Here is a 14,289-nt window from a genome sequence, read left to right as displayed (position 1 = left end):
ATGAAAATTACCAAAGTTAAAGCCTATGGATTTTGGGCTGGTTTTCGTAACGTGTGTCTCGTCAAAGTCGAAACTGATTCTGGCATTTATGGCTGGGGCGAATCAGGTTTGTCTGGCCGTGAAAAAGCTGTGATGGGTGCAGTCGAACATTTCAAACAATTTTTAATCGGTAAAGATCCAAATCAAATTGGTGCATTGTGGCAAGAAATGTATCGAAGCCAATATTTCGAAGGTGGCAGAGTATTGGCGGCTGCAATCGCTGCGATCGATATTGCACTGCATGATTTGGTCGCAAAGTCATTGAACGTACCTGTTTACCAGCTGTTAGGTGGTAAACACAGAGATGAAATTCCATTGTTTGCTACCAGTATCAAACCAATGGGCCAAGCATTAATAGATGACTTTCTACATCTTAAATCTCAAGGCTGGAAGGTACTGCGCGCAACCACAGGCGAACATGGCAATGCTGAGCAACCTAGCACTTTTGAACCCAGAGAATCAATCGCTAAAGTCGCAAAATGGATGACGATTGCTCGTCAGGAATTAGGCCCTGAGGTTACCTTGGGGATTGATTATCATCATAGGTTATCAGTACCAGAAACGGTTTCTTTTATTAATAGAATGCCTAAAGGTACCTTGGATTTTATAGAAGAGCCTATTCGAGATGAATCACCCGTTGCATATAAAGCGCTTAGACAAATGATTGATACACCATTTGCGATAGGCGAAGAGTTCACGAGCAAATGGGATTTTGCTCATTATACACAAAGTGCCCTAACCAATTTTGGCCGAGTGGACATTTGTAATGCCGGTGGCTTAACTGAGTCTATGAAAATAGCGGCCCTGTGTGAGTTGCATTATATCGATATGATGCCGCACAACCCACTAAGCCCCTTGTGTTCAGCCGCATCTGTTCATTATTGCGCTGCAATTAACAATATGGCTTGGCTGGAACTCCCTCCTTATGACGGTTCAATGGAAGACTATGACAAGTATTTTATCAATCGTCCGTTAGTTGAAGGAAATGTCTTAAAGGTAAATAACGCGCCGGGTTTAGGCGTCGATGTGAACGAGGATCTCATACAGAATTTGACTTTCAAATATTGGGAAGCACCTCGACTTTATAAAAAAGACGGTTCTTATACCAACTGGTAATTATCAACATGTTAAAGGTAACGAATATGGCTATTCAATCCAATACTGCGGGCAGTGAGTTGTCCCCATCCGGCAAAACACGCAAGCGTTTTAACATATTATTGTTAATCTTCATGACCGTTGTTATTAATTACATGGATAGAACTAATATATCCGTTGCTGCATCGGCACTATCCGAGGAATTGTCCTTAACGTCAGTGCAGATGGGGCTGGTTTTTTCTGCGTTTGGCTGGACTTACTCGATATTACAAATCCCTGGCGGCATCGCTGTAGATGTGGTTAAAACTAGGTTTTTATATCCGTTTATTTTAGTTGCCTGGTCTATCGCTACGCTTGTACAAGGGTTTATTTCTTCATTTGCTGCCTTAATTGGTTGCAGAATGGCGATTGGTGTATTTGAAGCGCCGTCGTACCCGTGCAACAATAAAATTGTCACCTCATGGTTCCCTGAAAATGAAAGAGCTTCAGCAATTGCCGTTTATACCTCGGGGCAATTTATAGGTTTGGCATTTTTAATGCCGCTGCTAGTTGTTATACAGAACTATTTTGGCTGGCGTGGACTGTTTATTATTTCTGGCATAATTGGAATTTTGTGGGCAATCATTTGGTATGTATTTTATCGTGATCCCAAAGATCATCCAACTATCAGTCAACAGGAATTAGATCTTTTGACGACCAAATCGACTGCAGAACAGCCAAGTGATAAGAATGATAAAGTTACGTTTAACGCGGCTAATTTAAAAATAGCATTTGGACATAGAAAGCTCTGGGGTATCTATATAGGTCAATTTTGCCTCGGGGGAGCCTTAATATTTTTCTTAACTTGGTTCCCGACTTACCTTGTGGAATACCGTGGATTAGATTTTATTAAATCCGGTTTTTTAGCATCAGTTCCATTTCTTGCCGCGTTCTTTGGTGTGCTGGCATCAGGATTTACATCTGACTTCCTTGTGCGTAAAGGCTTCTCTAAAGAAGTTGCACGAAAAGCACCTATTATTACAGGGTTGATGCTAACCATGAGCATAGTTGGAGCGAACTATACGGATGACACATTTTGGATCATCACTTTTTTGTCCATCGCATTTTTTGGCAATGGTTTGTCTTCGATAGCATGGGTATTTGTTTCCCTTATCGCGCCTAAACATTTGGTTGGTTTAGTGGGAGGCTGTTTCAATTTTATTGGTGGCTTATCCGCCGTGATTGTGCCAATTGTCATAGGCTGGTTGGTCAAAGGTGGTGACTTCAAACCCGCATTGATGTTTATTGCCTCGTTAGCACTGATTGGATGCTGTTCTTATCTGTTTTTGGTTGGTAAAGTGGAACAAATACAAATTAAAGAAATAACTTAGTTGAAGTTGGCTTAAACCACATGTCTGAATTTAAAGAACCCTCATTGGTATCTCCACTTATTAATGAAGAAAGTACTATTTATGCGTATATTTTAAATGATATTGCCAATGCAGTTTTTGTAAGTGGCGACAGGCTAGTAACGACAAAACTGGCTGAAAAATACCACACCAGTATTAATCCAATTAGAGAGGCGCTAAAACAACTGCAAGGCGAGGGGTTTGTCACGGTTTCGCCCAATAGCGGAGCTAGAGTGGCGCTCTTTGAATTCAATAGCCTTAGAGATGTCTTCGAAATTTTACAATTATTAGAACCCTATCTAATGGCTTGGTTTGTTGAAGAACATACACTCGCAGATCGGCTTGAGTTAAAAGAGTTGCTGACAAAAATGGAAACAGCAAACGACAGAGAATATCGTATTTTGGATACCCAGTTTCACTGGTTAACGGTCAAAAATCATTATAATCACAAAGCGATTGACCTCTGGCGTAGAAACCGGCTAATTCTATTGGCAATGCAATCGAGTGTAAAACTTAGTTCCACTCGAATAAAACAAAGCATCGAGGAACATAAGCAGATTCTCACGGCATTAGAGGAAAGGGACGTCAATGCTGTGTTGGCAGTGATGACCGAGCACATAGACAACAGTGGCAAGTACTGGACAAGGTATCTTATAAGCAATCGAATGGGTTAACCTGGCCTTTCCTATACCCACTGGCCAGCGACATAGGTTGCTGAAGTTGACGGTTCATCCGCCCAATACTACGAGTAAAAATAATATCGGTTGGGTCGGCTATCAGTCCGACTGGTAACAGCCTGCTGTGCGAAGTTCACACAATGAATTCGACTGGGGTGCTTAGTTCGTTAAATTTGTCAGGTAATTGCCTCCTCTTTTTTTAACCTTCTATAGCACTCAGCATTGCAGGTAGGGCTGAGTTGTTTTGCTCTTTTCGTCATACATTACCTGTGCAAATTGCCAGCTTTGTAAAGTCAGCATTTTCTCAATCCAGGTCTGTTGTATGGATTAGGGGGTAGCGTTTATCGTTTCTATACTCCCAACAGGAATGTCGTTAAAAATGCATATAAATTAACTAGAAAAATAAAGCTTAATTTTATTATCACTGGTTTTTTCATGGGTAATATTGAAATGTTTCTTAAATTCAACAAGCAACTCGGTTACATCACCAGTTTTAAAAACCCCGACAACATTAATTTTTTTCAATTCTTCGTTATTATCTAGCTCTATTTGTAAATCGGTATAACGGCTAATTTCATCAACGACATGCGCTAATGTTTCACCTCTAAAAATTAATTTACGTTCTTGCCAAGCCAGTGAAGAAATAATATCCATAGGCGCCAACTTAACTATTTCTTTTGCTTTTACTGATTTTATATCAATATCGAGATCAATCTTTTCACCTTTAGACACGGCTAAAGATGTTTTAGGTAGCTTAATTTTGTTGTTTGCAATATCCGCTTTAAACTGATTAGCTGATTTGTCTTCAACTAACACTTTACCTTCAGTAACAATAAGCTCAACAATATCAGCGCTTACTTCAACATTAAAAGCTGTTCCTACAGCTTGGAACATTTTACCGTTGGCCAGTACACTTAAAGGTCTTGATTCATCGTGCGCAACATCAATATTAATTTCGCCTTGTTTGAGTTCTAATACTCTGACTTCATTTGTGTATTTCATGTGCACAATGGTATTGGTATTCAAAACCAGTACGCTACTATCGGGTAACGTTATAGTGTCAATCTCACCGATTTTAGTTTGATAGGTAGATTCGACAAGTTGTAAGACAATCTTGTCGTTATTTTTATTAAATATGTCGCTTAAGTTATAAAAAGTTAATGTAAAAGCTAAAATTAACGAAGCGGCAACAGAGCCCCAAACCAATGATGATCTTTTTCGCTTCACTTGATTTTGAGGGAAAATATCAGACAATCTTTCTAAGTCATCTATTTTGTCCCACATTTTTGCGGTTTTAAGCATTTGAGTTAAATGATCTGGTTTTTCGTATAACCATTCTTGAAATTGAAGTGTTTCATTTTCTGACAATCCACGATCAATTTTTGCAATCCAGTCACATGCATCATCAAGAATTTTTTCCTTGTTGATATTCTGAGGCTTAAGAACGTGTACATTATCCATACTAACCTCTGACTCCATTATTTTTCAGCTGAAATACATCGCTGTCATTTGATGTTAAATCATCTTGCTGAACCATTTGCATACATCGCTTGGTTCCTGACGAAATGTGCTTTTCAACTGTGCTCTCGCTAATATTCATATTTTTAGCAATTTCTTTTTGTGTATAACCGTAAACTTTCTTTAAAACAAAAACTTTCCGACTTTGAGGTGGTAGTTGTCTGATCGCTTCACAAAATTTAGAAAACTCATCATTTGTTATTACGTCAGTTAATACACGATCGTAGTGCTTATTATCCATAAGCTCTTCAAGTTCATTCCACTCAATATTATCGTCAACCAACTTTGTTGCTGCTCTCTTTCGGTAATCTAACGCTAAATTCTTGGCAGTAGTAAACATGAATGATTTTTTTGATGATATTTTTTCAGCATTTTTCGCCTGACAAATACGCACAAAAGTTTCTTGTACCACATCTTCAATTTCATGAAGAGGCACAATAGAAGCCACCATACGACTTAGACTATCTCTTGAGGTAAGGTATAACTTAGTGAACGTATTATTTTTTTTAATAGCGATTCTCACTTTTAAACATTTTTCATCTTCATGCTTGTCTATAGTAAATAGACGATCGAGGGCAAAAAATCCGCTAATCCGTTATGTGGATTTTCATTGTGATAATTGTAACATTCTAGTTGCATATTGATATGATCTTTAGATTCATATGTTAATATGGGTGCATATTTGTAGTCTATAGAGACTAAGAAACATGTGTGATTTATTAATTTTTTCATTTAAAAACAATGATTTAGTCGTTAAGTGATTGTTCCGATGTATTTCTTGTCAAAATATTTTTCTTTCGCGCTATGGCGGAAAAAAACATCCTGCTCGTCTTTTAACCTAGTGCAAACACAAAATGTACTAGCGGAATGGACGAAATTGGGCAGTAATATTCTTGTATTATTTGTCGTAGTTGTTTTTTTTAATAAGGCCGTTGCGACAGAAAATAGCAAGAAATTAAATTTCAACATTCCAAAACAATGGGCTTTCTCATCGTTAATTAGTTTCGCAGAACAAGCTGACATTACTTTTATGTTTCCTATGGACAAGATTAAGGATATAAAAACTAACTCAGTAACCGGAAAGTACACATCAACCAAAGCGTTGGAGTTGTTGCTTGAAGGTACAAAGCTTGAAATTATTTCTGATGAGAAGGGACAAATATCTATTTTATTAGATCCAAGTTTTGAGAGAGATAAAATGTTTCATAATAAAAAAAGTAAAGTTGCAGCTGCTGTATTAGCCGTTTTAAGTTCAGTTAACAGCGGACAAGTTGTAGCACAAGAAACTACCAAAAATTCAATACACAGCACAGAAGAAGTCGAAGTTATATCCGTTAGCGGTATCAGACAAAGTTTAACTGCGGTTGCTGATTTCAAAAAGAATAGTAATTTTATTCAAGACAGTATCGTCGCGGAAGACATAGGTAAATTTCCTGATTCAAACGTGGCGGAATCATTACAACGTATTTCCGGGGTATCGATCGACCGTAGCGGCGGTGAAGGACAACAAATTACCGTTCGCGGATTTGGGCCTCAGTTCAATACCGTATTAGTTAACGGACGTCGTATGGCATCTGACGCTGAAGGCCGTGCATTCAATTTTGATTTACTGTCTGCTGAGCTTATTGGTAGCGTTGATGTATTTAAAACATCAAGTGTCGCTTTACAAGAAGGCGGTATTGGCTCAACCATTAACTTAAAAACTCAACGCCCATTAGACATTGGTGAATTTAAAGCCGTTGTAAGCGCCAAAGGTTCGTACGAAGACAAAACAGGTGATGTGACGCCTAACCTGTTCGGTTTTATAAGTAATTCTTTTGCTGACGATACGATAGGTGTTTTATTGTCTATTTCACATCAAAAGCGTAAAGCAACGTTAGATTCCTCAATTACATCGTGGTCTCCTGATTCACAACGTTTTGATCCTTGGGATATTAGTGAAAGTGACTTATGGCGCTTTGCTGATGGTCAAGGTAATGGTGTCGGCGATTATGTTTACCAAAGACAACATAACTTTATGCGGACGGAAGAAGACAGAACGCGGACAGGTTATACCGGTACAGTACAATATGAAATGGCTGATAATTTGCACCTAACTGTAGATGCAATGTACACCGACTTTGATATCAAAACACAAGCGATTTCAAGAATTTCTCATCGCAATAAGAACGATCTGCATAATATGGTTGTAGACGAAAATAATGTTGTTACTCGCTACGATATGATTGAAGGGCCAATGAACATCTTCCAAGCAAGAAATCGCCCTGCTTCAGCGACTCAATTTGGTGCAAACTTAGAATGGTATATTTCCGACGAATTGACGGCTAATTTCGATATATCAAAATCAACATCAGAGAACCCAGCAGCAGGTAAAGATTATTACGTTGTTGTTAGATCGAGTGACAAGTTACAACGCATTGATAACAGTCAAGGCACAGACGCACCACTTGAAACAAACTTCAACTTTACACCTTCAACAGTCGATTTAAATGGGGATGGTGAAGTAAACCCATTCGATTACACCTTAGGCGCACCTGTAACCGTTGCTGATGTTAATGATCAAAATTCGTGGTTTACCCAACGCGAAGGGTTTACTTTTGAAGACGATATTACTGAAGTGAAAGCAGATTTTAACTGGGATCTAGACTTGGAATTTTTAACACAAGTCAGCTTTGGTGCTATTAGTTCAACACAAGAAAAAACACGTATAAACATGCGTTCGCAAAATCCACAGTTTTATCGACTTCCAAAAACTATTCCATTACCTGCTTCACTTTTTACCTCAGAAAATCGAAAAGACTTTTTAAGTGCTGCAAATGGTAACTTTGCTAATGACTCTATTCAGTTTGATCCTGAAGAACTTTTGGCTTATTACGCACAACCGAGTACCTTAGCAATGCGTGACCAAATAAATGGATTGGCTCCAGGTACATCTGCCGCAGAATTCGCTGAAATTTCAGGTTATGATGCGCAAGTAGATCCTTCTCGTGGTTACAACGTAAAAGAAGATATTTTTTCTGCTTACGTCAATGCAATGTTTGAATTTGAAATTGGAGCTATGCCGCTAATCATTAATGCAGGTTTACGTTATACCGATACAAAAGTTGATTCTACCGGTGCAAACCGAGTATTTAATGATTTAGCGCCAGCAGGTAATACAGATGACGTATTAATAAGTACTTTAGGTGATCCGGAAGAAGTAACAGCAAGTGCCGATTACAGTAAAGTGTTACCTAGCATAAACGCTAAACTTGATATTACAGATGAAATTGTAGTACGTGGCGCTTATTCAAAAACGTTGACCCGTCCTGACATGACATTGCTTAACCCAGCGCCAGCATTTCCACAGCAGCTTCGTTTATCAAGCTTAGAAGCTACAGCGGGTAATCCTGATTTAAGCCCTTTTTTAGCTCAAAACTACGATTTATCTTTTGAATGGTATTACAGTGAAAGTAGTTATTTAACTATTGGTTATTTTAAAAAGGATATTGATGGTTTTATTGTTAGTGGTAAAGCGAGAGAGCCTATTACTCTTAAAGAACCTAATAGTTTAGATCTAATTACTGAAGATAGAACAAACATTGATGGTAATACTATTTACTTCGATATTACGCGCCCTCGTAACTTAGAAAAAACCAGTGTTGATGGTTTCGAAATTGGTTTCCAACACACCTTCGATTCATTAGCAGAACCATTTAACTACTTTGGTGTTTCTGCCAACTTAACGTATGTTAGTGCTAAAGACGAATTTGATGTGAATGTTGTTGATAACAATATTGCATTACCCGGACTAGGTGATTCTCAAAATATCGTACTTTTCTATGACGATACAAAAATTGAAGCTCGTCTTGCGTATAATAACCGTGAAGAATTTTTCACTCGTTTGCAAGGTGTTGAGCCATGGTTTACTGAACAATACGATCAATTAGACGCTAGAATTGCTTACAATATTAATAAGGACATACAAGTATTTATTGAAGGTACAAACCTAACGGATTCATTTACTAGACAACACGGAAGATATGAATCACAATTTTTATCGTTGGAGTCTAGTGGCCCTAGATATGCGTTTGGTGTTAGAGCAAGCTTCTAATATTTTATAAGTAACTTGTATAATTAAAAAGCAGAGATTAAATCTCTGCTTTTTTTGTTTGCCCAGCGAAGCTGGCAAACTGTAATCCGCACCATTTCAACGACAAATTTGAAATTAACCGATTCAAACCAAGACTTCCAGGGCAACCGCATGACATGGTCCAATAGACCCGGACACCCTAGATAATTTTCATAACTGGAGTAGGCAATGAAGATACACTGAGGCAGATTGTCTTTTCACTGTTGGTCTACGAGCCAAGTTCTAAATCATAGGCGCAGATTAAGACTACGCAGCAGCACTGCCGTTGTGTGCCATCTATTCGTCTTATAAAGCTCAAGTAGTGTAAAAGTCATTGAGCGGCATGCCTTGCTAGTTGATAACTTTTTAGTGTAAAGGTTAGAGTTTGGCCTTTTTTTGTACCCACAGCTTATTTTTAAGGACTTTACAATGATCGCTTTGCTAGGTTTTCAGTGTCGTTATTTCGTAATGCTGGGCGTGTTGGTAAATATAATTCCGAACACAGCACAGGCTTCTAACTGGCTGCTAATTGATAACTTTGAAGCGACTGATAGTGTTGTTGGCTGGACTAAGGTTGACAGTAAAAATGACACCTCACCGAGAGTTGAAAATCCACAAATTACCGAACGCCGTACCGAGCAAGTTCAACAAGGTAGCAATGCCTACTTACTCAAAAAACCTGCCGCGGAAGGTATAGTCGGTAACCGCAAGGCGCTCACGTTCAAGGCCCTGCCGGTTGTAGTAGCCGTGGGAGAAACCTACACCTTTTATAGCCGTATTAATGTCGAATCGTTTCCCAATAACCATGCATTTGGCATCAGCAATATGGGGCCAGCCGATATCGCCTTATACGATTATAACGCCTTTGAACCTACTCTTAGAGTCACTGATAAACAAGAATCAAACGGCGTTAAAAATAATGGCGCATTGATGGTAAAAACCAATGATGGCTACGCCAATATTCTTAATCCAATGGTCAAGAAAGAAGCCAAACCCCTAGTGCCGGGTGTTTGGTATGAAATTTGGTACCTGGTTAACAATGCGCCCAAACACCAGGGTGGGCAAACTTACGATGTATATATTAAAGGTGGCAATGAATTTATTCAGCAAACAAAAGTATATACAAATGCTAGCTTCAGAATGAAACGGGAACAACCTCTGACTCACTTTTTAATGAACTGTAATACAGGCCCCGGCGAAGATCCCTACGGCAATGGTGGCTTAAAATACGATGATTTATATATGGTAAAAGGCTTGAATTTGTCGTCGCCAAATTATTAAATAAAAGGGGCCAGAGTGTAGTTTAGTCGGTCATTAGGCTGGAGAACATTGCGCCCCGCCGGTGAATTAGTCTTATTTGGAGATGTGGCGTGGGTTGTCGATATAATCTGATAGTTGATGTTGCGATCTTATCGGCAAAAGGCATCTAGGCCCTTTGCCTTTTGGGTTTCCAGCGCAGACAAGTCAGGCCGTAAGTACGTGGCATCTCCCACTAGACTTAATGACTTGGAGAGTATGGGAAATGACTGTTCGATTTTCACCTTCAAAAAATGAGTTTCAACTAGAAATCTGCATCACTTTAAAATGGTGACCAATTCACTCAGATCTTTTACGATGTAATCAGGCTCTGGCGCCAGTGGATACAGGGCTTTTCCTGGACGGGCCACAAAGGCTGTTTGCATCCCTGCTGCTTTAGCACCCGCTATGTCCCAGCCGTGTGCGGCGACCATTAATGCCTCTTCTGGTTTCACTCCCAGTTTGTCTAATGCCCAGGCATAGGCCCGTAAGTCGGGTTTATAAACTTTTATATCTTCAATGCTCATGCGTTCATCAAAGTGTTCCGTTAATCCGGCATGGTCAAATTGAGTTTTCACGCCCTGATTGGATGAGTTGGTTAAACTTACTATTTTATAACCTTTTGCTTTCAACGCTGACAAGCCGGCTTTTACATCAGGGTGGGCAGGGAGTGATAACAAGGGCGTTTTAATTGCCGTGATGGCTTGTTGCTGGCTAATGTCTATGCCCTCATTCTGGGCCACCATCATTAGGGCCGCTACCCCAATTTTACCAAAATCCTGGTAATCGCCCATCACGGTTGTCACCAGGGAATGGTGCAGCATAGTAGAAAACCATAATGCGGTGAGATCTGCATTCCCACCCAGGGCTTCACCGACAGAACTGCGCATAGTGCCCAGATCGAGCAGGGTTTCGTTCACGTCAAATATTAACACCTTGGGTTTGGCAGCAGCTTGGGTCATAAAATGTGCTCCATATAAAAAAATAATTAGACTGGTAATCGTTAAAAAACGAATGGGTTTTGCAAAGTGCATGATTGGCTCATTGTTGGTTGACATTAATGTTAGGGAGGACTAATACAGGCATCAACTGCGCTTAAAAATCGAGCCCTATGAGTTTTGCAACTGCAAAAGTCTCCGGGGGTAATTATATTGTTTTTGATAGGGTAAATTTTGTATCTGCATCACGTAATAGATACAGACTTAAACATGCCGCCCACATTGGCCAAGCAGCAAAGAATAACAAATTATTAAACGGGTCCAAATAGAGGGCTAGGGCAGATAGTGTCGAACCGCCATGAAGTAAAAAGACAAGTCCGTAGGTTAGGCGTTTTTTGACCCCGGCTAAAAACGTAAAGATCAATAGAAGCTGTAAGGCACCAAGTAGATACGCCATGTTTTCACCCAAACCTGGTATAGCATAAAACTTCTCAAATATTTTAATGCTGTGGCCGGGGTTAATGAACTTGTCTAATGTCCAAACAAACATAACAATAAATACCCCGACCCGCATTGATAATAATGACCACTGTAATCGGGAACGTAGCTCGTTGGGAAGTATTTCACTCATTTTGACTCCTTGATTATAAAAACATTGCCGCTTGAAAATAATACCCTGACCACCGTCAAGCTGGACAATTAAAACGTGCAATGAGCCCTGTTGGCTATTCACTAACACTACCTGAATTCAGGTACAGCATCAGACCGTTATAATTAAGATTTCTTACACCCGTTATGCAACTTATTGATTTTTCGCGATGAACAGAGCGATATCAGAGTTTAATGACATGTGTCGAAACCTTTGTTTAACCTGCACGCTGCGTCAATTAACAATCTACAGAGGTTGAGTGAACTGCTTAAATATTAACGTATGCCTATCTTTGACTATTACGGCGTGCTGCGCCTATTTCCCAGCATGCAATATCCTTAATGATGCGGCCTAACATCTTATGAACGGATAAATGAAAACATAATAGGCATAAAAAAAGCCGGCGAGCCGGCTTTTAAAATTTAGATATTTAGGTAAGGCGAAGTTTATTTTTTAAATCTTCTGCCTAAACCCAAACCTAACAAACCCAGGCCTAAAAATGCCAGACTTGCAGGGGCGGAAACAGGGCGTTGGTCTAAACCGACAACGATGTTGTCAAACTCGCCAGCTACACCTGAGGTAATAACGCGTAATCTGTTAAAGGCTTCAGCAAAGCTAAAGTCAATATTCACATACACGTTAGAAGAATCGGCCACTTGGTCACCGGTTTTACCGGATAATTTGGTCAATAATTCTGGGCCAGTAATTTTCGCTACTAATGTGTCATCAGAGTAAAACTCAAATGAATTATAGTTATCAACCGAGCCCCAGTAGAAACCCAGGTAGTTGATACTTGAGCCCGCCAAGTTCGGCACAGTATTGCCGATATTAGCCAAAAAGTCTTTGTAGTCGATGTCTACGTAACTCTCCGCGCCAACAGTAGTCGGAGACGTGTAACCGTAACAGGTGGTATCACCTGCAGGAGCCGCTGCCACATTTTTTTGCGAGCCGTTTCTGACGTTTACTACGTTAGTGCCACTTGGAGTAATAGTCAGAGGGGAGTTGATGGCACAACCCTCAGAGTTACCCGTTACGTTATATTGCGTGTCGCCACCACCAGAAATGCCCGGTATAGCCGTTGCTGTATCGAAAGTTTCAACGAAAAAGCCGTTGTTTATCGAGGTGATGGTATTGTCAGCGTTGACATTCACGCTGGTTTTGTTCGAGCCATCAGTAGCCGCTTGACCACCAAAAGTAATGGTTGCTGCGCCCACTTGTTGAGCTGCCGCTAGCGTTAAAAGTGCTGCGATTGAAACTGATTTTGATTTGTACATTAACGCGTTCATGTTGCTTGTTTGCCTTATAAGACAGTTAGGTTGTTGATACTGCTATGAACGCATAAGCACAAGTTGTGCCAATATTTTAATTGCATGTAAATCAATGGGTTATTTTGTGTACGGTATTAAACTTAAAAGAAGTGTAAACTTTTTTCACTGCAATTTTTCGAGGGTAAAATTGCCCGGCGCTGAAATCTTAATATAATCAATTGTTTAGCATTCTCATTAGTGGTGTGAGAAATTTAAACTGTAAAATTTATTGACATAGATAGCGCCGCAATAAAAACGTGGGAGTGGGTTAGTGCTTTGTTCTAAAGGGTTGTAGAGGCTATTTTGGCGGCTGTAAATTTTTCGCTGGTGACAAACTATTTAAACTTCGCTAGTTGGGGTGTTGTTCACCTTTTATTGGGCCAGCTTTGGCAGTTGATAGTTTGGGAGTATTGATGGGAATTACTGAATGTTTATAGCGGTTTTCCCCGGTCTGAAATCATCTAACTTTTCACACACACAAATAGGGCGTTGCCTGATGTTTTATCCCAAGGCAGGATCTTGTCGTAGTCATGGGCGAAAATATGCACTGTGAAATAAGGTTGTAAAAGTGCTTCCAGCTCAGCAAAATCCGTCGCTACCATAGGGTGTTCGTCCTGCCATGTTTGGGTCAGGTTATGGCTGGTTTTTTCGATGTTAAGTTTGAGCAACTGCTGATCGCCTTGCCCACAGTAATACCAGGCGGTACTGAAAATAAAGTGGCTATTGTCGTGCTCGGCGGCGTGTGTCACCCATGAATGGTTATCGATTTTGCTTTTATCGACCGCATTAAAACAAAACAGCCCCCCGGGGTTTAAGGCGTTATGCACACTAGTAATACAGGCTTTGAGTTGCTTCAGCCCACCACTGTAGTGGATAGAATATAAAAAGCAGGTGATCAGATCTACAGGTTCATCTACTGTAAATGCACATATATTTTGTAAACTAAATTGTGCTTCAGGACAGCGACGTTTTGCTCTATTTAGCATGGGTTGATTAATGTCTAATCCGTTGCTTTGGTAAGCAAAATCGAGGAAATGACGAATATGTGGTCCGGTACCGCAAGCCAAGTCCAGGTGTTTTTTTCCTTGGTTACCAAAAAGTTCATGTAGTCGGTGAACACCCGCGCTTTGTGCGTGGTAGTTGATGTCGGTACACAGTAAATCGTAATAGCCAGATAAGTCGGTATATAAAACATTGGTAGACATAATAGCGGGGGCGTTTGGCTGGAATATTTTGGTGGGGCATAATATACCAACCAATCTCATTTGCGA

Annotated in this window: 11 protein-coding genes; 5 read left to right on the top strand and 6 right to left on the bottom strand. The window is 39.9% G+C overall.

Translation table 11 applies throughout. The features are described 5' to 3' along the window. From AC3RV5_RS19310 to AC3RV5_RS19300, 3 genes are all read left to right on the top strand, one after another. Positions 1 to 1,155: a mandelate racemase/muconate lactonizing enzyme family protein gene (locus AC3RV5_RS19310; RefSeq protein WP_489729199.1), complete on the top strand. Its 1,155-nt coding sequence runs from the start codon at positions 1 to 3 to the stop codon at positions 1,153 to 1,155. A 113-nt stretch (positions 1,156 to 1,268) separates the two neighbouring features. Beyond that, on the top strand, positions 1,269 to 2,504 hold the full coding sequence (locus tag AC3RV5_RS19305) for an MFS transporter (protein WP_489732215.1): 1,236 nt from the start codon (positions 1,269 to 1,271) through the stop codon (positions 2,502 to 2,504). Between the two features lie 20 nt (positions 2,505 to 2,524). Then, positions 2,525 to 3,196 (top strand): GntR family transcriptional regulator, encoded by a 672-nt coding sequence (locus tag AC3RV5_RS19300; protein WP_489729198.1) that lies wholly within the window; start codon positions 2,525 to 2,527, stop codon positions 3,194 to 3,196. Between the two features lie 393 nt (positions 3,197 to 3,589). Here AC3RV5_RS19300 and AC3RV5_RS19295 read toward each other — a convergent pair whose 3' ends face one another. Continuing rightward, complete coding sequence (locus AC3RV5_RS19295) at positions 3,590 to 4,660, bottom strand: FecR family protein (RefSeq protein WP_489729197.1); 1,071 nt, start codon at positions 4,658 to 4,660, stop codon at positions 3,590 to 3,592. A gap of 1 nt (position 4,661) precedes the next feature. Beyond that, positions 4,662 to 5,153 carry an RNA polymerase sigma factor gene (locus AC3RV5_RS19290; protein WP_489732214.1) on the bottom strand — a complete coding sequence of 164 codons (492 nt, stop codon included), beginning with the start codon at positions 5,151 to 5,153 and terminating at the stop codon, positions 4,662 to 4,664. Positions 5,154 to 5,594: 441 nt separating this feature from the next. On the opposite strand from AC3RV5_RS19290, the gene AC3RV5_RS19285 reads away from it, so the two are divergent. Both AC3RV5_RS19285 and AC3RV5_RS19280 read left to right on the top strand, forming a co-directional pair. Further along, positions 5,595 to 8,810 (top strand): TonB-dependent receptor, encoded by a 3,216-nt coding sequence (locus AC3RV5_RS19285; protein WP_489729196.1) that lies wholly within the window; start codon positions 5,595 to 5,597, stop codon positions 8,808 to 8,810. Between the two features lie 486 nt (positions 8,811 to 9,296). After that, a complete protein-coding gene (locus tag AC3RV5_RS19280) occupies positions 9,297 to 10,109 on the top strand; it encodes a hypothetical protein (protein ID WP_489732213.1) in 813 nt (270 codons plus the stop codon). Positions 10,110 to 10,402: 293 nt separating this feature from the next. Here the strand turns inward: AC3RV5_RS19280 and AC3RV5_RS19275 are convergent, their stop codons facing one another. The 4 genes from AC3RV5_RS19275 to AC3RV5_RS19260 all read right to left on the bottom strand — a co-directional run bounded on the left by AC3RV5_RS19275 (position 10,403) and on the right by AC3RV5_RS19260 (position 14,223). Further along, positions 10,403 to 11,086 carry a haloacid dehalogenase type II gene (locus tag AC3RV5_RS19275; protein ID WP_489729195.1) on the bottom strand — a complete coding sequence of 228 codons (684 nt, stop codon included), beginning with the start codon at positions 11,084 to 11,086 and terminating at the stop codon, positions 10,403 to 10,405. Positions 11,087 to 11,270: 184 nt separating this feature from the next. After that, entirely contained in the window at positions 11,271 to 11,693 is a 423-nt protein-coding gene (locus tag AC3RV5_RS19270) for a hypothetical protein (protein ID WP_489729194.1), read from the bottom strand. A gap of 464 nt (positions 11,694 to 12,157) precedes the next feature. Beyond that, the gene (locus AC3RV5_RS19265; RefSeq protein WP_489729193.1) at positions 12,158 to 12,997 is read right to left on the bottom strand and encodes an Npun_F0296 family exosortase-dependent surface protein; all 840 of its coding nucleotides are present in this window, start codon (positions 12,995 to 12,997) and stop codon (positions 12,158 to 12,160) included. Positions 12,998 to 13,479: 482 nt separating this feature from the next. After that, complete coding sequence (locus tag AC3RV5_RS19260; protein ID WP_489729192.1) at positions 13,480 to 14,223, bottom strand: class I SAM-dependent DNA methyltransferase; 744 nt, start codon at positions 14,221 to 14,223, stop codon at positions 13,480 to 13,482. Positions 14,224 to 14,289 lie beyond the last annotated feature (66 nt).

Source organism: Paraglaciecola sp. IT1134 (assembly GCF_058068185.1).
Note: the sequence above shows the minus strand (reverse complement) of the source record. Positions and strands in the feature narration are given on the sequence as shown.